This window comes from Marinarcus sediminis (SeqCode) (genome assembly GCF_048571275.1).
GTDB classification, from domain to species: domain Bacteria; phylum Campylobacterota; class Campylobacteria; order Campylobacterales; family Arcobacteraceae; genus Marinarcus; species Marinarcus sediminis.
The window spans coordinates 26,254-45,372 of record NZ_CP182357.1; the positions used below are offsets into that span (position 1 = coordinate 26,254).

General features: G+C 33.6%; 21 protein-coding genes. 13 read left to right on the forward strand and 8 right to left on the reverse strand.

Features of this window, described 5'->3' with window-relative positions:
- Window positions 1-2 precede the first annotated feature (2 nt).
- The gene (locus tag ACNI3C_RS00140; RefSeq protein ID WP_419770237.1) at window positions 3-2,174 is read right to left on the reverse strand and encodes a CHASE2 domain-containing protein; all 2,172 of its coding nucleotides are present in this window, start codon (window positions 2,172-2,174) and stop codon (window positions 3-5) included.
- Window positions 2,175-2,247: 73 nt separating this feature from the next.
- On the opposite strand from ACNI3C_RS00140, the gene ACNI3C_RS00145 reads away from it, so the two are divergent.
- From ACNI3C_RS00145 to ACNI3C_RS00185, 9 genes are all read left to right on the forward strand, one after another.
- The gene (locus ACNI3C_RS00145; RefSeq protein ID WP_419770238.1) at window positions 2,248-3,030 is read left to right on the forward strand and encodes a pyridoxine 5'-phosphate synthase; all 783 of its coding nucleotides are present in this window, start codon (window positions 2,248-2,250) and stop codon (window positions 3,028-3,030) included.
- Entirely contained in the window at window positions 3,031-3,951 is a 921-nt protein-coding gene (gene pdxA, locus ACNI3C_RS00150; RefSeq protein WP_419770239.1) for a 4-hydroxythreonine-4-phosphate dehydrogenase, read from the forward strand.
- 1 nt (window position 3,952) lies between these two features.
- The gene (locus tag ACNI3C_RS00155; protein ID WP_419770240.1) at window positions 3,953-5,020 is read left to right on the forward strand and encodes an ATP-binding protein; all 1,068 of its coding nucleotides are present in this window, start codon (window positions 3,953-3,955) and stop codon (window positions 5,018-5,020) included.
- A gap of 70 nt (window positions 5,021-5,090) precedes the next feature.
- Window positions 5,091-5,798, forward strand: a complete 708-nt coding sequence (gene pyrH, locus ACNI3C_RS00160) for a UMP kinase (RefSeq protein ID WP_419770241.1) — start codon at window positions 5,091-5,093, stop codon at window positions 5,796-5,798.
- 18 nt (window positions 5,799-5,816) lie between these two features.
- Entirely contained in the window at window positions 5,817-6,032 is a 216-nt protein-coding gene (locus tag ACNI3C_RS00165; RefSeq protein WP_419770242.1) for a DNA-directed RNA polymerase subunit omega, read from the forward strand.
- 55 nt (window positions 6,033-6,087) lie between these two features.
- Complete coding sequence (locus ACNI3C_RS00170) at window positions 6,088-8,226, forward strand: RelA/SpoT family protein (RefSeq protein ID WP_419770243.1); 2,139 nt, start codon at window positions 6,088-6,090, stop codon at window positions 8,224-8,226.
- Window positions 8,227-8,244: 18 nt separating this feature from the next.
- The gene (gene tyrS / locus ACNI3C_RS00175; RefSeq protein ID WP_419770244.1) at window positions 8,245-9,462 is read left to right on the forward strand and encodes a tyrosine--tRNA ligase; all 1,218 of its coding nucleotides are present in this window, start codon (window positions 8,245-8,247) and stop codon (window positions 9,460-9,462) included.
- Window positions 9,459-10,532 carry a nitronate monooxygenase gene (locus ACNI3C_RS00180; protein WP_419770245.1) on the forward strand — a complete coding sequence of 358 codons (1,074 nt, stop codon included), beginning with the start codon at window positions 9,459-9,461 and terminating at the stop codon, window positions 10,530-10,532. The genes tyrS and ACNI3C_RS00180 overlap by 4 nt, the downstream gene beginning before the upstream one ends.
- 31 nt (window positions 10,533-10,563) lie before the next feature.
- Window positions 10,564-11,862, forward strand: a complete 1,299-nt coding sequence (locus ACNI3C_RS00185) for an N-acetylmuramoyl-L-alanine amidase family protein (protein ID WP_419770246.1) — start codon at window positions 10,564-10,566, stop codon at window positions 11,860-11,862.
- Here the strand turns inward: ACNI3C_RS00185 and ACNI3C_RS00190 are convergent.
- The 4 genes from ACNI3C_RS00190 to ACNI3C_RS00205 all read right to left on the reverse strand — a co-directional run bounded on the left by ACNI3C_RS00190 (window position 11,825) and on the right by ACNI3C_RS00205 (window position 14,543).
- Window positions 11,825-12,268: an NUDIX domain-containing protein gene (locus ACNI3C_RS00190; protein WP_419770247.1), complete on the reverse strand. Its 444-nt coding sequence runs from the start codon at window positions 12,266-12,268 to the stop codon at window positions 11,825-11,827. The genes ACNI3C_RS00185 and ACNI3C_RS00190 overlap by 38 nt on opposite strands.
- A gap of 106 nt (window positions 12,269-12,374) precedes the next feature.
- Window positions 12,375-13,445, reverse strand: coding sequence for an LptF/LptG family permease (locus tag ACNI3C_RS00195; protein ID WP_419770248.1), 1,071 nt, complete (start codon window positions 13,443-13,445; stop codon window positions 12,375-12,377).
- Window positions 13,446-13,449: 4 nt separating this feature from the next.
- Entirely contained in the window at window positions 13,450-14,007 is a 558-nt protein-coding gene (gene pth / locus ACNI3C_RS00200; protein WP_419770249.1) for an aminoacyl-tRNA hydrolase, read from the reverse strand.
- Complete coding sequence (locus ACNI3C_RS00205) at window positions 14,007-14,543, reverse strand: 50S ribosomal protein L25/general stress protein Ctc (RefSeq protein WP_419770250.1); 537 nt, start codon at window positions 14,541-14,543, stop codon at window positions 14,007-14,009. The genes pth and ACNI3C_RS00205 overlap by 1 nt, the downstream gene beginning before the upstream one ends.
- 107 nt (window positions 14,544-14,650) lie before the next feature.
- On the opposite strand from ACNI3C_RS00205, the gene ACNI3C_RS00210 reads away from it, so the two are divergent.
- Entirely contained in the window at window positions 14,651-15,031 is a 381-nt protein-coding gene (locus ACNI3C_RS00210; RefSeq protein ID WP_419770251.1) for a thioredoxin family protein, read from the forward strand.
- Between the two features lies 1 nt (window position 15,032).
- On the opposite strand, the gene ACNI3C_RS00215 is transcribed toward ACNI3C_RS00210, so the two are convergent.
- Window positions 15,033-15,392, reverse strand: a complete 360-nt coding sequence (locus ACNI3C_RS00215) for a c-type cytochrome (protein ID WP_419770252.1) — start codon at window positions 15,390-15,392, stop codon at window positions 15,033-15,035.
- A 147-nt stretch (window positions 15,393-15,539) separates the two neighbouring features.
- Here ACNI3C_RS00215 and folD point away from each other — a divergent pair, with 147 nt between their 5' ends.
- The 3 genes from folD to rpiB are packed head-to-tail and all read left to right on the forward strand — an operon-like array spanning window position 15,540 to window position 17,632.
- Entirely contained in the window at window positions 15,540-16,400 is an 861-nt protein-coding gene (gene folD, locus ACNI3C_RS00220) for a bifunctional methylenetetrahydrofolate dehydrogenase/methenyltetrahydrofolate cyclohydrolase FolD (RefSeq protein ID WP_419770253.1), read from the forward strand.
- On the forward strand, window positions 16,401-17,186 hold the full coding sequence (gene lepB, locus ACNI3C_RS00225) for a signal peptidase I (protein WP_419770254.1): 786 nt from the start codon (window positions 16,401-16,403) through the stop codon (window positions 17,184-17,186). It begins immediately after the preceding gene.
- Window positions 17,186-17,632: a ribose 5-phosphate isomerase B gene (rpiB, locus tag ACNI3C_RS00230; protein WP_419770255.1), complete on the forward strand. Its 447-nt coding sequence runs from the start codon at window positions 17,186-17,188 to the stop codon at window positions 17,630-17,632. Before lepB ends, rpiB begins: the two co-directional genes overlap by 1 nt.
- Window positions 17,633-17,640: 8 nt before the next feature.
- Here the strand turns inward: rpiB and ACNI3C_RS00235 are convergent, their stop codons facing one another.
- Both ACNI3C_RS00235 and ACNI3C_RS00240 read right to left on the reverse strand, forming a co-directional pair.
- Complete coding sequence (locus ACNI3C_RS00235) at window positions 17,641-18,060, reverse strand: GNAT family N-acetyltransferase (protein ID WP_419770256.1); 420 nt, start codon at window positions 18,058-18,060, stop codon at window positions 17,641-17,643.
- Window positions 18,060-19,040, reverse strand: coding sequence for a DUF2156 domain-containing protein (locus ACNI3C_RS00240; RefSeq protein WP_419770257.1), 981 nt, complete (start codon window positions 19,038-19,040; stop codon window positions 18,060-18,062). The genes ACNI3C_RS00235 and ACNI3C_RS00240 overlap by 1 nt, the downstream gene beginning before the upstream one ends.
- Between the last annotated feature and the right edge of the window lie 79 nt (window positions 19,041-19,119).

Below are 19,119 nucleotides of genomic sequence, written 5' to 3' on the forward strand. Positions count from 1 at the left end.
CATCACCCCTTCGTCGTATGCACAAAAACACCATCAAAATCTTTTGGTGGTGTTTGAATATAGTGTTCACATCTTTCTATATAGATTTTATAAATGTTCATATTGGTTTTATTTTCATTGTTTTCACATTTTTCAAACAACTCTAATGCCTTTACAAAATGGGATGCTTTATAGAGTTTAATGGCTTCATGATAGAGTTCCAACTCCTCTTTTAATGCACCTTGTGCTTCGCCAAAGCCTAAAACTTGCCAAATTTCAACGGGTTTTGCTTTTCCTTTTACTGTGACTAAATCCAAAAACCGATAGATATACTCCCCTTGCAATTTCTCTTTGGTATAAGAAGAGATGTTCAATCGTGAGTTATAAAACTTACACAACGACTCTAACCTTGCTCCTAAGTTAATGGGATCTCCAATAACGGTATAATCGCTTCGTCCACTGCTTCCCATCTCCCCTACAATAGCAACCCCACTGTTTAAACCAATACCGATATCAATAAGAGGTTTGTTCTCTTTTTTGAGTTTTTCATTTAAAACACTTAAGTGTTCCAGTTGTTGTAAAGAGGCAATCACCGCTTTGTCTTGATGGTTCGGAACATCACTTGGGGCATTCCAATATGCCATAATGGCATCTCCAATAAACTTATCCACCGTTCCTTCGTTTTTCATGATAATATTGGTCATGGGTTCCATGTATTCATTGAGGTAATCAATGAGTGCTTTTGCATTGGGCATCGCTTCTGAGATATTGGTAAAACCTCTGACATCGGAGAAAAAGACCGTTACCTCTTTTGATTCTCCTTGCAAATTGTTCTCTTCATTTTTGAGCAAATCTTCCATGACTTTTGCGGATACTTTTGAAGCAAATTTTCCTTTTATCATATTGCTCTGTCGCATTTCAAAAAGATAGTTAATTAAAATTGCCGTGGATGAAGCAATGGCAATGGTAATTAAAGGAAAAAAGATATTTAAAATAATGCCGTCATGAAAAAGGGAGTAGTAAACCACATACGCATCTGAAAATAAAATTCCAAGTACAACAAAAGGAATTAAATAGATATTAATATTCATTATAATAAAAAATACCACCACAGAAAGCAATACAATGTGTAAAATATTTGCCCCATCTACCCACGATGGCTTATATAAAAAATCGCCCGTTAAAATGTTGTCAATCACATTGGCATGTACTTCAACTCCTGGGTAAACTGCTTCAAAAGGCATGGCTCTTAAGTCAAATAATCCCGCTGCACTCGTACCAATGAGCACCACTTTTCCTTCAATATCACTTTTATCAAAGTTGTTGTTATAAATATCCACTGCAGGAATATATTTGAAGGTTTTCTCAGGTCCTCGATAATTGACAATAACACGTCCAAACATATCTGTTGGAATCTCTATATCGCCTAAAGTGATACTTTGTACTCCCATCTCACCATAATTAACAAACACTCTGTTCACCCCCAACGCTGCTCGGATGAGTTCAAATGCAAGGGAAGGATAGAGTTGGTCATCGTATCGAATAATAAGAGGAACCGAACGTATGATACCGGAGGGGTCTGGCACATTATTAAAAAAACCACTTGAATAGGAGTTGTCTTGAACAAGAGGAATATTAAGTATCGTCCCTTGTGCATTCAAAACAAACTCATCTTTGATATTTCTGTTTTTTTCAATAAATACAGCAGGGATTTGAGGCGCTTTTGTTTGCATGAAACTCTTTTTATCCAATTGAAATTGGTACCCTAAAATCGTAGGGGTATTGCCCACGGTATTGGCAAAAATTTCATCGTAATTGGGAATGTTCTCTTTTTTTACATGAAACTTTTTAAAAATTTTATGCGGTGAAGTTCTGTCCTCTTCGGCAAAAACCATATCAAACCCAATAACTGCAACACCTGCTTTAGTCATGTTCTCTAACATGGTGGCTAAAACATCTCTGCTCCAAGGCCACTGCCCTACTTCTTTTAAAGACTTTTCATCAATATCAACAATAACAACGTTATCATTGTGTGGCAATATGCCCCTTATTATAAACATATAATCCCGTAATCGATTATCAAAACTCTCCAAAGATTTAGGGAAAACAACATATAAATAGGCGTTTGAAACGATGATAAAAACCACCGAAAGAAGATAAATCAGAATTTTTTTGAGTCGGTTTTTTGATTTCATACTTTGCCCCAGCTTGAATATATCTTTATTAAAGTTTGGCTATTATAACAAAAAGATTTTTAAAGGAGTATCTATGCTACTTGGTGTAAATATTGACCACATTGCCGTTTTAAGAGAAGCAAGAAAAATAAATGACCCCAACCCCTTAGATGCACTGAACATTTGCAAACTCAATGGCGCAGATCAAATTACCATACACCTCAGAGAAGACCGACGACACATTCACGACAATGATGCCAAAAATATCATTGCTCTTTCAAGTTTGCCCGTGAATTTAGAGTGTTCAATCAATGATAAAATCATTGATATTGTCTGCAAATTAAAACCGCACAGAGCAACACTGGTTCCTGAAAATCGAGAAGAAGTGAGTACAGAAGGGGGATTGGATTTAGAAAAAAACTTTGATAAAATTCAAAAAGTGGTTAAAAAACTGCAAGAAAACCAGATTGAAGTCTCACTCTTTATTGACCCTTCAAAAGAGGCCATTCGACTCTCTAAAGAGTTAAAAGTACAATGGGTGGAACTGCATACAGGAAGTTTTGCCAATGTATATGCCATGCTTTTTAGTGGTTTAGAAAAAACACACCACACTATTAAAGCATTGGAATTGCCAAGAGATGAACTGCAAAAACTTTTGAATGAAACGTTGCATAAAATCAAAAAAGCCTCAAAACTGGCTCAAAAATTGGATATTAAAGTTGCTGCTGGACATGGGTTAAACTATCAAAATGTAAGTTATATCACCACCATTGATGAAATCATTGAATTAAACATTGGGCAAAGTATCATCGCACGTTCTGTGTTTACTGGACTTGCCTGTGCGATTGATGAAATGAGAGAGTTGGTGAAAAAATAAATGAAACTTCCTATAGCAATCTCAGTGGGTGATTTAAATGGAGTAGGCATTGAACTGGCACTGCTTCATCATGAAGAGGTAAAGCAACTGTGTCACCCTATATATTGTATCAATGAAGAGCTTTTAAAACAAGCTTCAACTCTTTTACAACTTGAGATTCCCAAAGATTTTAAAACTCATCAAACCGCGGGTAAATTTAAAATCAAACCAGGAAAAGTCTCAACAAAAAGTGGTCAATACTCTTATGACTCTTTTTTAGATGCCATTGAATTAACAACAAAAAACAGAACAAAAGCCGTCGTAACTCTGCCCATTAACAAAGAGTCTTGGAGCAAAGCCGGCATACACTATAAAGGACACACAGAAGTTTTAAGAGAGCACTTTAAAAAAGATGCCATCATGATGTTGGGTTGTTCTGAAATGTTTGTGGCACTTTTTACGGAACACACCGCTTTAAAAGATGTACCAAAACGTATTAAAACCAAAAAACTTATCACCTTTTTACTGGATTTTTATGCGTGCATCAAACCCTCTTCGCAAGTGGCATTGTTGGCATTAAACCCCCACGCCAGTGATAATGGCGTTTTAGGTAATGAAGAAAAAAAAATCACCAAAGCCGTAAAAGCAGTCAATTTAAAACTCAATAAAGAGGCTTTTACTCTGCCTTTGGTTCCTGATACCGCTTTTTGTACTTTTAATCGTGAGAAATACACCTACTTTGTTGCCATGTATCACGACCAAGGTTTGATTCCTTTAAAAGCATTGTACTTTGAAGAGAGCATCAATGTGAGTTTGAATCTTCCCATTATCAGAACTTCTGTTGACCACGGTACAGCTTTTGATATTGCGTATAAAAAATGTGCCAGTGCAAAGAGTTATATCAATGCCATCAAAGAAGCCATAAAATTAGCGCAAGATTGACATGAAAACATTAGAAGCGTGTTATGAAGCAGAGTTTAATAAAATCAATTTTTATGAGAGAAAAACGCGAATAACTCACCCCAAAACCATTCTTATTGGTCCTCCAAAGTGTGGAAAGAGTTATCTTATTTATGACTATTTGTCCAATTTTGACACCAAAGAGTATTTGTACATCGATTTGTCTGATTTAAGAAATGAAAAAGAGAAAATCTCTGTGAATTTATTCGCTTTTGTTAAAGAGAAAAATATCAAAGTGTTGGTGTTAGAGAACTATGAGTTTGATTTTAAATTTCCCATTTGTGATTCAGTTGTTTTAACAACCAAAACGGACAATAGCCTAAAAGGGTTTAAAAAACTCTCTTTGAATGCTTTGGATTTTGAGGAATTTTTACTGCATGACAATCGACATCAAAACATTACCAACTCCTTTAACCATTTTTTAAAATATGGCAATTTACCTGGAGTGATTTTAGTTGAAGAGCACAGAAAAACAAAAACAATTCAAGAACTTTTACGCGATTTTGCTTCTGGTGCTACCGAACTTGAAACACTCTTGTTGCTCTTTCAGTCCATTGATGAAAAAAAATCTGTTTTCCAACTCTTTACGGCTTTAAAAAATAAAATAAAAATTTCAAAAGATACCTTTTATGCTCTGTGCAAAGAGTATGAAAAGAACCATATGATTTTTTTCATTGAAAAGTACAATCAGCCCAAAGCAATTAAAAAAATATACTCGTACAATCATGGTTTTTTAAGTGCCATTTCCTATACAAAAAAGTTTAAAAATGAGTTTACCAACATGGTTTTTTTAGAGTTAAATAACAAATCAAAAAGCATCTATTATTTAGATGGTATTGATTTTTATTTGCACAATGAAAAAGCCATTATATTTTGTATTCCATTTTTCAATGATCTGCTTGCAACGTCCATAAAAAAGAGGATTTCAACGCTGTTAAAAGAGATTGAAATCAAAGAAGCCACAATTATTACCATTGGAAATACACAAAACTTTGTGGTTGAAAATTTAAAAGTTCAAGTTTTGCCTTTTTATGAGTGGTCATTGGCATAATAATTTAAGCTTATTAAATCTTTATTAAACTTTTTTTAGATATAATCGCAAAATTACCTAAAGGATATCAATGAATAAAAGAGTACTTGTTAAATTTTCTGGTGAAGCCTTAGCCGGTGAAGAGGGTTATGGTATTGATACAAAAATTTTAGATTATATTGCTGAAGAGATAAAAGAGTTGGTTGATAACAATATTGAAGTGGGTATTGTTATTGGTGGAGGAAACATTATTAGGGGTGTTTCAGCTGCTGCAGATGGTGTAATTAAAAGAACAAGTGCCGATTATATGGGTATGCTTGCAACCGTTATTAATGGTGTTGCTATGCAAGAAGCTTTAGAAAACAAAGGGTTAAATGCACGACTTCAAACTGCCATTAAAATGGAACAAGTTGCGGAACCATTTATTGTTAAAAAAGCAAGACGACATTTAGAAAAAGGTCGAGTGGTTATCTTTGGTGCGGGTACAGGGAACCCTTACTTCACAACCGATACCGCAGCGACATTAAGAGCCACGGAAATTGAAGCAGAGATGTTGATTAAAGCCACTAAAGTGGATGGTGTTTATGACAAAGACCCAATGAAGTATGCAGATGCTGTAAAATTAGATATACTATCTTATGATCAAGCATTAGAAGATCACATCAAAGTGATGGATGATACTGCAATTGCATTGGCAAAAGACAATCGTCTTCCAATCGTCGTTGCAAATATGAATGAAAAAGGAAACTTATTAAAAATCGTCAATGGCGATTACAGTAAGTGTTCAATCGTAAAATAAATTTAATAAAGGGAAACAATGAGATTAGAAGAGAGAATGTCAAGAGCCTTAGAGCGAGTAAATAACGACAGATATATTTTAGCTTTAGCTGTAGGTCAAAGAGCAGATGAGTTAAGCAAAGGTGCAAAACCTTTATTAGAAAAAAATACACAAAATATGAAATACACGGATATTGCTATTGATGAAATAGCTGAAGGTTTACTGATCATTGAAGGTTTAGTAAACAAAAGATAACTTGCAAAAAGAGGCATTAATCCCTCTTTTTACAAAGCTACTTTAAAACTACTATATGGATCCATTTTTAAAACGCTTACAAAAAATCAATACAATTGAGCATGCCTTAGAAGAACTAAAATCACAAATAACATTAAGTGATAAACTCCAAGAAATAATTCAATTTTGTATTGCTGCCCATGATGGACAACGAAGAAAAAGTGGTGAACCTTATATTGTTCACCCTATTTTAGTTGCAACACTGACTGCTCACTTTAATCAAGATGAATCTGTGGTTGCCACAGCTCTTTTGCATGATGTCGTTGAAGATACCACTTACTCTTTAGGATTTATCAAAGACAAATGGGGTGACGATATTGCGCACATGGTTGATGGTTTAACAAAAATTGTCGAAATCAGAGAACATGAGTTGGCGCCATCAAACAGCAGTAACAGTAAATTGATGAGTTCAGCACTGACGTTTAGAAAAATGTTGATTGCTTCTATTGATGATGTGCGCGTTTTGATTGTTAAGTTGTGTGATCGATTACATAATATGCTGACTCTCAATGCCTTAAGTGAAGAGAAACAACTCAGAATTGCAGAAGAGACCTTGGTTGTGTATGTTCCAATTGCACATCGTTTGGGTATTTCTGCCATTAAAAATACACTTGAAGATTTATCGTTTTTTTATATCTATCCCGATGAGTACAAAAAAATTGATCAATTTATTAAAACCCATGAACATAAAATTCAATTGACTTTTAATAAATTTATCTCCAATACCACCAGTTTGCTTGAACGCAATGGTTTTGATACCAGCAAAATACAGATTTTCAGTAGAATCAAACACTACTACTCAATTTACATGAAAATGCAAAGAAAAGGGGTCAATATTGATGAAGTATTGGACCTTTTGGCCATTCGAATTTTGGTTGAAGATGACATTGATTGTTATAAAGTTTTAGGTTTCATGCACTTAGAGTATAAACCTTTAATTGCGCGATTTAAAGACTATGTCGCCACCCCCAAAGAGAATGGTTATCAAACGATTCATACAACGGTATTTTATAACTCAAAAATCTATGAAATTCAAATCCGTACCTTTGCCATGCACAAAGTGGCTGAATTGGGAATTGCTGCGCACTGGAAGTATAAAAGTGGCGTAGGACAAGCCCCAAATCTTAACTGGCTTAAATCTTTAGAGTTTTCAAATAACAATGTTGAAGAGTTTTACTCAAATACCAAACAAGATTTATACTCAGAAGATATCATTGTCTACTCTCCCAAAGGAGATATTTATACGCTTCCAAGAGGGGCAACGGCGTATGATTTTGCATTTGCTGTGCATACAGATGTCGGAAGTAATGCGTTAGAGTCTTTTATCAATAAAGTCAAAAAACCTCTTCTGACTGAACTCAAAAGCTCTGATATTGTTGCCATTAAAACAGCAGCTATGCCAATTGCACGATGTTCTTGGATTGATATGGTAAAAACCAGCCGTGCAAAAAAACACATCAAGTTACTGTGTTCACATCGACAAAAAGAGATCAATGAGCTCAGTGGGAAAAATATTGTTGATACCGTTTTTTCTCGATACACCCCAGAAATTACTGAACAATTGCCACAAAAATCGCTTTTTAAAATTCCTTCAACCATTGATTATTTGAAACATGTCAAAAAAATCATAGAGACAGATATCTCAAAAACAAAGAATTTTGTAACCAGATTGACTCTGCTTACACGTAAAATAAAAGAATATCAGTTTGATAATATCTTAATATATTCAAATTTTAGTATAAATTCAGTATTATTTGAGCACTGTTGTCATCCTAAGTTTGGAGATGAAATTGTTGCTTTTAAAGATGGCAATAAAGCAGTGATACATCATCAGATGTGTGATAAAGCCTATGCAAAAATTAAAGCCCATCAACAGATGCTATTTTGCTCATGGATACATGACACAGTCTACCAGTATAAAATGGTTGTCAGTTTGCCCAATACTCGTGGAGAGTTAGCAAAACTGCTTTCATATATGGCACAATATGAGATTTATATTTTAGGTGTCAATTTTGGTAGAGAAAAGCACTCCTACATTCAATATTGTGATATTGAGTTTGAGATTAAAAATGCCAATACCGAAGAAGTGAAAAAAATTATACAAAAAAAGGTCAAAGTCATCGACTTTTTTTCAAAAAAAGATGCATACAAATAAAATATTTTTGAGGAACAAATGGAAACACAAATAGAACTTGCATTAGCAGAGATTAAAAGAGGAAGCTTTGAAATTATCGATGAGGAAGCCATATTAAAACTACTGAAAAATTATTATGAAAATGGCAAATCATTTTATGTTAAAGCAGGTTTCGACCCAACTGCTCCCGACTTACACTTAGGACATACCGTTCTTTTACAAAAATTAGCAACGTTCCAAAAATTTGGAGGAATTGTTCAGTTTTTAATTGGAGATTTTACAGCAAGCATTGGTGACCCAACGGGTAAAAGTGAAACCAGAAAAATTTTAACCAAAGAACAAGTGTTACAAAATGCACAAAGTTATAAAGAACAAGTATTTAAAATTTTAGATGAAGAAAAAACTGTCGTCGTGTTTAACTCAGATTGGCTAAACGATTTAGGGGCAGCAGGATTGATTAATCTGGCTTCAAATTTAACCGTAGCAAGAATGTTAGAGAGAGATGATTTTTCTAAACGATATGCTTCTAATACCCCAATTGCAGTGAGTGAATTTACCTATCCACTGCTTCAAGGATATGATTCAGTCCATCTGGATTCCGATATTGAAGTGGGAGGTACAGATCAAAAGTTTAATCTTCTTATGGGAAGAACTTTACAAAAAGCCTACAATTGTAAAAAACAACAAGCGGTTTTAATGATGCCTATTCTTGAAGGTCTTGATGGCGTTCAAAAAATGAGTAAATCCTTAGGAAATTATATTGGTGTTACAGATGAAACCAATGATATGTTTGGTAAAGTATTATCTGTATCAGATGAGTTAATGTGGCGATACTTTGAACTTTTATCAACCAAATCTCTTCAAGAGATTGCCGAAATGAAAAATGGTGTAGAAAATGAGACTCTGCACCCTAAAAAAGTCAAAGAAGAGTTAGCCATAGAACTTGTAGACAGATATCATGGAAATGGTGCAGGGATTATTGCACAAGAAGAGTTTAAAAAGATTTTTTCACAAAAAGACATTCCAACAAATATGGAGTGCTTTGAAGTTGAAAATAATAGCTGGATATGCCAAGTATTAGTTGAAACTGGTTTAGAAAAATCAACGTCACAAGCAAGAAGAGATATCAGTGCTGGGGCAGTTAAACTCAATCAAGAAAAAATAGATGATGATAAATTAAATCTAACAACAGGCGAATATATTTTACAAAAAGGTAAAAAAAGTTTTGCTAAAGTAATCGTAAAGGGCAAAGATTGAAAATAGGTAAATATGAAATAAAGCATCCCATTATACAAGGTGGAATGGGTGTAGGAATAAGCTGGGATCAATTGGCAGGTACGGTGAGTTTAGAAGGCGGCTTAGGTGTTATCAGTGGAGTAGGAACAGGATATTATAAAAACAAACAATTTGCCAAAAAATTAGCAAAAAACAAACCTGTTGATACTGTCAATTTTTATTCAAGAGATGCACTTTTCGAAATCATTAAAAATGCACGAAAAATTTGTGGAGATGCCCCTTTAGCATGTAATGTGTTGTATGCTTCAAATGATTATGGAAGAATTGTACAAGATGCCTGTGAAGCTGGAGCAAATATCATTATTACAGGGGCAGGAATCCCTACAAATATGCCCAGTTTTACAAAAGATTATCCCGATGTAGCCCTCATACCAATTGTATCAAGTGCTAGAGCGTTAAAACTCATTTGCAGAAAATGGAAACGATATAATAAGTTACCTGATGCTGTTATTGTTGAGGGTCCTTTAAGTGGAGGTCATCAAGGTTTCTCTTATGACGACTGTTTTAAAGAGGAGTTTCAATTAGAGAATATCGTTCCTCCTGTTATTGAAGAGGCAAAAGAGTGGGGAGACATTCCTATTATTGCAGCAGGTGGTATTTGGGATAAAAATGATATTGATAAATTTTTAGCCATGGGCTGTGCTGGAGTACAGATGGCCACACGATTTATTGGAACGTTTGAGTGTGATGCCGATGCCAATTTCAAAAAAGTGTTACTTGACTCTAAAAAAGAGGACATTGTGCTTTTAAAATCACCTGTAGGTCTTCCTGCAAGAGGTGTTTCAACCAATTTACAAAAACTTATAGCAAATAAAGAAGCGCCAAAAATTGCCTGTATTTCTAACTGTGTTGCTCCTTGTAACAGAGGTGTCGAAGCCAAAGCAGTAGGCTATTGTATTGCTGACCGTTTAAGTGCAGCATATGAAGGTGATGTTCAAACAGGTCTTTTCTTTACAGGGGCAACGGGTTATAAAATTGATAAAATCATCACTGTCAAAGAATTAATGGAAAAACTGACACAAGGAGAATAAAATTTTACATAAAATTTTAGTTCTCATTTTATTGCTATTAACACTTGCAAGTGCAGCTTCTCAAAAAGAGTTAAAAACCCAATTTGACTCTTTAAAAATGGAATACTTAAGAGCTGTGCTCAACAGTGATAAAGAGAAAGAGTTCGACTATTTAAAGAAGTTAATTGAGCTTGGTTCTAAAATCAAAGAGGATACAACCAAATACAAAAAAGAACTCACAAAACTCAATAAACCCGCTGTTAAACAGCTTTTAATTAAAGAAAATAAACAACCCAATGAGGTTTTGTCTGTCCATACCACAGACAATGAAATCATACTCAATTTTAACCAAACACTCACAGAAAAAGAGATTCATTTTTTTGAACTTCATATCAATAATGTGCACAAAGATGTCTTTGATTTTCAAGCTACATTTAAAGACGCTTATGGCACAAAACTTAAAATAGCTGATGTCGATAAAATATCCATTGGACAATATAAAAAAGATATTTTACGCATCTCCATTGCCAACAAAAAAAATTTAACCACAATTTATACCATCAATGAAAAACAAATTATTATCAAGATATTGGATTTAAATAAAAGAGAAAAAATACCCGTTTATAAAAATATAAAAGAGGTACTTCAAAATAAAAATTTAATCAAACAAGTTAAAAAAACCATTGTAATTGATCCAGGACATGGAGGGAAAGACAGTGGAGCGATTGGTCCACACAAACGATATGAAAAGACCATTGTGTTAAATATTGCCAAATACTTAAACCGTCTGCTCAAACGAAGAGGTTATGAAGTCTATTTAACAAGAAATAGTGATAAATTTAAAACACTGAAATATCGAACGACATTGAGCAATCATAAAAATGCCGATATATTTATCTCGATTCATGCCAATGCTGTCCCAAAAATCAATGCTCGAAAAACCAAAGGAATTGAAACATTTTTTCTCAGTCCCGCCAGAAGTGAAAGAGCCAAACGCGTTGCAGCCTTGGAAAATAAATCCGATATGAATGCCATGAATAACAACTCTCAAATGACTTTTTTAACCATTTTAAATCAAAGTAAAATAACCGCTTCACAAAAATTGGCCATTGATGTACAACAAAACCTATTGTACAACGCACGACAACAATACAAAGATGTGGAAGATATGGGAGTAAGAGAGGGACCATTTTGGGTACTCGTAGGGGCACAAATGCCCTCAATTTTAATCGAAGTGGGATATATATCTCACCCTGTTGAAAGCCGAAGATTATATATGTCCAGCTATCAAAAACAGTTGGCTCTAGGAATTGCTAACGGGATTGACTCTTATTTTTCAAAAAACTTTTAATTTCTTGAATCAACATTTTTTGTTTTGTTTTAATTTCAGGCAGCTTATCAATATTGAAAAATTTTACTTTTGAGTTTTCCCAAGACAAATAGTTATTCCCTAACGTATCTTCATAAAAAAAATCTTCAATATCTTCAACATTCTTAGCATTGACCAACCAAATGCCAACATCTTTCGTTTTATTGGTTTGTTCAAAATACTCTTCAAAAACATCGGTGCTGACTTTTATACTTGACTCTTCAAAAAACTCCCGTCTTGCACAATCTTTTGGTTCTTCAAATCGCAAAGACATCCCTTTTAAACAGCCCCATTTCTCTTGACTCTTGACTGATTTACACAACAATATTTTTGTTGTATTGCCTTTAATTTTATAGATACAAACACCGTATGCTTTAATTTTATCCATGATTCCTATCTGTATGTAAAATATTGTATAACAAGAACGTTAACTGTTAAATTTTTTTTAATATAACACAATAATAATGTAAATAAAATAAATTTTTGAATCAGTTTTAGTAAGAATTTTCTCTTTTTTTGAAAATAATATAAGAGATAAGAAACCATAACAGAAGAGGAAGGATAATGGCAATTTCAGGAATAACAATGCCCCCTTTTGAAAACTTGTGAAGCATAAAAAAGAGTCCCCATATGGTCAAAGTAAAAAATACACTCAAAGAAGAGAACTGACCAATATTGAAAAAACGACTGTTTATTGAAGCAAAAGAAAAAATAATCATAATGACTGGCAGAATAAAAAAAGGTGTAAAAAGTTGGTAATACAAAGAAGCTCGTATGGTTTGAGTATTGACATTTTGACTGTTTAATAAAACCAAAGCATACACGGCATCAACAATCGAAAAATTGGAAGTTGATTCATATACCGTATCCAAAATTTTCGGTTTAAAACCTTCGAGTGTATTAAGAAATTTTTCATCGGTTACAACTATTTTTGAGCTATTCCAATCTAAAACTTCTGGCTTCTTAGTCACTTTCGCATCCAATACATACCACTTATTATTTTGGAAATAGGCTTTTTTTGCCACAATGGTTTCTACAATATCTTCATTTTTAATTTTAAAAATATGAATCTCTTCTGCACGTTTTTCTAAAGGATAAAGCTTTTTAAAATAGACAAAATAGTTGTCATACTTTAAAAAAATATCTGTTTTAGTGTTGGTAAAATACTCTCCATCCATAATTTTAACTTTTTGTTCATACGCATATGCCAAGGGAGTTGATTGAAGTACAATAAGTGTTATTAACAGCGCCAATGAGGTTAAGATGGTGGGCATATAAATTGCTTTGGGTTTTGTACCTAGAGATAAAAAGGCCACAAACTCATTATTTTTAACAAAAATAATAAGCGTAAGAATCCAACCAAATACCAATGAAAGAGGCAAAGTAAGTGTTAAGGTAAAAAAAGCATTGTATAAAAGATATAACAGTTGTAAGTTTGCAGAGTTAGGAATGGCTCTAAAATTTTGTAAGAAATCAATTCCCACAAAAAAGAGTTCTAATGATATAAAAACAATGATAAAACTTTTTAGATATTTTGTCAATAAATATTTTGTTAGTAAGTTCAATACTCTACTTTAATGTAAATTTTGATTTAACTTCATTCATTGAATTCCCATTTTTGATAAATTCAATCGCTTCTAAAGTATGAGATATTATATCTTCTAGTTTATTTAATTCTTCTTTTGAAAAGTTGGATAATACAAAGTTTACCACCTCTTCTTTATTTTGAGGTTTTCCAATGCCAATACGAATTCGAATGTAGTCATTGCCTATATTTGCATCCAATGATCTTAAGCCATTGTGTCCACCATGTCCACCGCCAATTTTAAACTTCACGGTGCCAAAAGGCAAATCCAAATCATCATGAATGACAATAATATTTTTATTTTCTATTTTATAATAATCTTTAATGGCTCGTGCAGAAATCCCCGAGTTATTCATAAACGTTGTGGGTTTAACAAAAAGCGTTTCATCTGATTTTATAACAGTGGCATTGAAGTTTGATTTGTTGATATTTGTAGAAGAGGTCAGGTTTTTGATTGCAGCATCTGCAACCATAAACCCAACATTGTGTCGTGTCAGTGAATATTTTTCACCAATATTACCTAAACCGACAATTAAAAACATTATTTTGCTTTAATTACACCTGCAATTGGTACTCTTGGATCTAAGAAACATTTTACACCTTCAGGCATAACTAAATCTCTTACAAGAATATTATCACCAGTATCTAAGTTATCCACTTTTAAGTGAAAAGAGTTTGGTAAATTTTCAATTGTACATTTTACTAAAACTCTTGGAGTATGGTAAATGAAAAGACCTTTATTTTTAAGACCTTTTGGTGTACCTTCTGTTGTAACAGGAACTTTATATGAAGCAACAACACCTGGTTGTGCAATCATTAAATCAACATGTAACAATTCAGACGTAATTGGGTGTTTTTGATACTCTTGAACCACAACTTTTAATGGGTTTCCATCAACTTTTACGTCAAATGCAACTGTCTCTTTATTTTTCACTGTTCTAATGAATTCATTTCTTTTGAATGCAGCATTGATGTTGGCTAAACCTTTTCCATAAATGTTTGCAATGATGTAACCATCTCTTCTTAAAGATTTTGAACCTTGTTTTGTCATACTATTTCTTACGATACCCTCTAACATTTGCTTTCCTTGTTTTAATTTAAGTTGCGGATTTTACTCAAACTTTGTTTAAACTTTGTTTAAGATTTTTTGACTATTATTCAAAAAATCTCTTAAAAGGATGCTTTTTGCAAAAAATATTCTTTCTTTTATTGGCACTTTACTCATTGCTTTTGTCTGAAAATTTAAATCAGGCCAGCACGTATGAAGATGCCATTCAACAAGCACAAGCAGAACACAAAATGGTATTGCTCTTTTTATATTCAAACAATTGTCCTTGGTGTAAAAAGATGAAAGAGACAACACTTCATGATGCTAAAGCGATTGCCTTTATCAATAAACACTATATTTTTCTATCCTTGAATAAAGATACCAAAGAGTATCCTAAAGCATTTTTTCCTCGATTTATTCCCACAACCTATTCAATCAATCCCCAAACTCAAGAGGAGATTTATGCCCTTTATGGGTATAAAACCAGTGAACAACTCATTAATGAGCTTTCTGATTAAACTATTTTTTTAAATTCGTAATATAATAATGAATAGAGACCAACTCTTCATTGGTCAAAAAATACGTAGGCATAACCAAAGATTTATTCTCTTTTGCACTTAAGACCTCTTTGAACCGTTGCCAAGAGACTTTACTGATTTGGGGTGCACTCAGACGTTTTTCAACCCCTTTGCTGGTTTTATATTTTGCAATTAATGCTCCCTCACCTTTTAATCCATGACACTTATTGCACCCTATTCCTCTGGGATTTTCATACAACATTTGTCCATATTCATAACGTGTAATAAAAGAGTTATCAATGATTGAACTGGCATATAAAAAGGGGCTAAAAAGAGTTATCAAAAGAATTTTGCTGAACATTGGAACCTTACATTTTTTTAATTTTGTATTATAACGGTAAAAAAATTAACACAAGATTTAAAGCTGTGGAAATCTTAACCTACACATAACCTCTTTTTAGCTATTATAGTCCTCTTAAAAATATAAAATTATAAGGTTTATGATCAAATGAATATACTTGATGGAAAAGCATTATCTCAAAAAATCAAAGAAGAAGTGAAACTTGAAGTTCAAAAACTTCAAGATGAAAAAAAAATCACCCCAGGATTGGCTGTTATTTTAGTAGGAAACGATCCTGCAAGTGCAGCTTATGTCAGTATGAAAAGCAAATCATGTAAAGATGCTGGCATCTACTCAATCGTTCATGAAATGCCAGAAACCATATCACAAGAAGCGATTTTAGATATCTTAGCAATGATGAATAAAAATCCCAATATTGATGGTATTTTAGTGCAATTGCCACTTCCGCAACACATTGATACCACCGCCATTTTAGAAGCCATTGACCCAGCAAAAGATGTGGACGGGTTTCACGCTTACAACGTTGGAAGAATGACCTCTGGTTTAGATGGATTTATTCCTGCAACACCCTATGGCGTTATGGAACTTTTAAAAGAGTATAACATTGACCCTCAAGGCAAAGATGTGTGTGTCGTAGGTGCTTCAAATATTGTTGGAAAACCTATGGGAACTCTTCTTCTTAATGCCAATGCCACGGTAACAACTTGTCATATTTTTACCAAAGATTTAAAAGCACACACGCTTAAAGCCGACATTATTTGTGTGGGTGTGGGAGTGGTGAATCTCATCAAAGAAGATATGGTCAAAGAGGGGGCAATTGTAATAGATATTGGCATCAATCGACTGGAGAATGGTAAACTTGTGGGGGATGTTGATTATGAAAAGGTTGCACCCAAATGTTCATACATAACCCCTGTACCTGGTGGGGTAGGACCAATGACCATTGCCATGTTATTAAAAAATACCATCAAAGCGGCAAAATTAAGAGAAAATCGAGAGAAAAAATAGATGATTAAAAAAATATATAACTGGTCAAGCTCTTGGACCGGTACAATTGTAATTGTTTTAACAATTATATTTTTTGTAGCCCAAGCTTTTGTGATTCCAAGTGGAAGCATGAAAAATACGCTTTTAATTGGAGACATGCTTTTTGTTAAAAAATTTTCATACGGTATTCCCACACCAAGAATTCCTTGGTTAGAGTTCAAAGTTTTACCCGATTTTAATGACAACGGACACTTAATTGAAGGAAGCAAACCTCAAAGAGGTGATATTGTTGTTTTCAGATACCCACACGATGAAAAAGTGCACTATGTCAAAAGATGTGTGGCAACAGGTGGCGATTTAGTAGCCGTTCACAATAAACACCTTTTGCTTCACCCTAAAGAGGGCAATGAGTTTGTTCTGAAGAATTATGACAAAGGGAATATTGTCTCAATTCAAGGTCTCATGTGGGTGATTGATCCTTACAGAAAAGCGCATCCTGGTATTCACAATGACCCAAGTGTAGTGCAAAATGGTTTAACCCCCTATCAACTTTTTGAATTTTCACCCACTCAAGTACCTGAGGGTGAATTTTTTATGATGGGAGATAACCGAGACCACTCAAATGACTCAAGATTTTGGGGAACAGTTCAATATAAATATATTGTAGGAAAACCTTGGTTTGTCTATTTTTCTTGGGATGATAAAAAAGAGATTCGATGGGATCGAATGTTTAAAACAGTAAACACCATAGAGAAAGAGATGGAAAATAAAGAGATGGTCATCAACCATGAAAAAGGAATATATTAATGAAGTATTTTATTGGTGCAGATCATGCAGGAATAAATATTAAAGCTTATGTTAAAGAGCTTTTTGAAGCCAAAGGGCATGAGGTCATTGACTTAGGGCCCAATACAAAAGAGCGAGTAGATTACCCCGATTTTGCTGCAAAAGTGTGTCAAGAAGTCCAAGCCAATGAAGGAAGTTTTGGCATCTTAATTTGTGGAAGCGGTATTGGAATGTCAATGGCCGCAAACAAATTTGATGGTATTCGAGCTGCACTTTGCCACAATGAATACAGTGCTAAAATGGCACGAGAACATAACGATGCCAATATTATTTGCTTAGGGGAACGTGTAAGCGGTGAAGGAATGATTGAAGCCATTGTAAACGCATGGTTGGATGCCTCTTTTGAAGGGGGACGACACACAGGAAGAGTAGATAAAATCAACGCTTTAGGAAGTTGTCGAAAATAAAACGAGAGTCAAACCTCTCGTTTCATCTTAAGTCCATCTTCATTTTCATAATACCCTTTTAACACTTTCACCACTTTAAAATCAAACTTTTCATACAATTTAATGGCGCGTTCATTGCTTTTTTTTACTTCCAAACTCAACGGTTTTTTAGGTAAGTTTTTTAAACTGTATGCCAAAAGTTCAGTGGCAATATCTCGGTTACGAAACGCTTTTAAAATGGCTAAAGAGTATAATCTGAAAAAGTGCTCTCTTTTAAGCCACAAAATATAACCTACAATTTGTTCATCCACTTCATACACATATAAAAGACTTTTTTTCACATGATAATAAAACGATGCCTTTTTAATCGCAAAACTTTCTTGGGCAAAAACCTCATTTTCGATATGAAACAGTGTTGCCACATCACTGTTTGTAGCTTGTCGTATCATTATTTTTGATAAATGGTGTATTTAGGAATGAGTTTTTCTGGTCGATATGACATTTTCACCTTTTTTAAATTCTCAAATCCCATGTCATCACCTACATTGATATGCTCAACGCCATACTGTTCTTTTAATATTTTCGTAAACTCTCTGAAGATAAATTGGGCACAACCCAATATCTCGAAATCGGTTTTCTCAATAATCACACTGGCGGTGTGTTCGTTGATTTTTTCACCTACAGTAAACCCTTTGATTTCATCATCAATATAGATTACCAATCCAATAATATCAAGATTATCATAGTCATTGATCAATCGTTTGATGGCAAATCTTTCAAAATAGATTCCATCTAAAAAGATTTCAACTTCCTCTTTTGGCATATACGTTGTTCTGTCTTTTACCCATTTGTTAAACAAGTTCAACACAGCTTGTCCATGTTTCTCTTTGTCCATAATCTCAATTCTGTGTTCTGGGTATATTTTTTTAAATTTATTGATTTCATTTCTTTTTGATTTATAAGAGTCCCCTTTTAAATCAATCAAATCATCCACTCTGTAAATATAATCAACCAGTTTCTTTTCAATGATAAAATCTTTTAACATTTCATAAATAAATGTTCCCTCTTCTAAATACTCCACAAACCCTTCTAAAATATTTTCATGAACATACTCAATTTTTGAGTAGTTTCTGTTACTGTTATGTGAGTTCATAATATCAAAGCATTGTAAGATGGCTTCGTAGGTATTCTCTTTTTGTCCCAAAGGTGGCAGCAACATTGACAACTCACCTGAGTTTAAAATAAACAAACAAAACGTTTCATTAACGATGGTGTAAAACCCCGTCGCTGTTGAAAGCCAAATATAATTCCCTGCAAATGTATAATCGCTTACATCTACATTGATCAATTTTAAATACTCGTTCATGGTATCTTTTGCTTTTAAATCGAAATGCTTTAAGCTGTAGTTGTTTATTGTCAACGTTGACATTGTCTTTTTTTTCCTTATATAAATTTTCGAAATTATACATCTTTTTTCTACTTTTGCAACAAAAATATAAAGAAATATT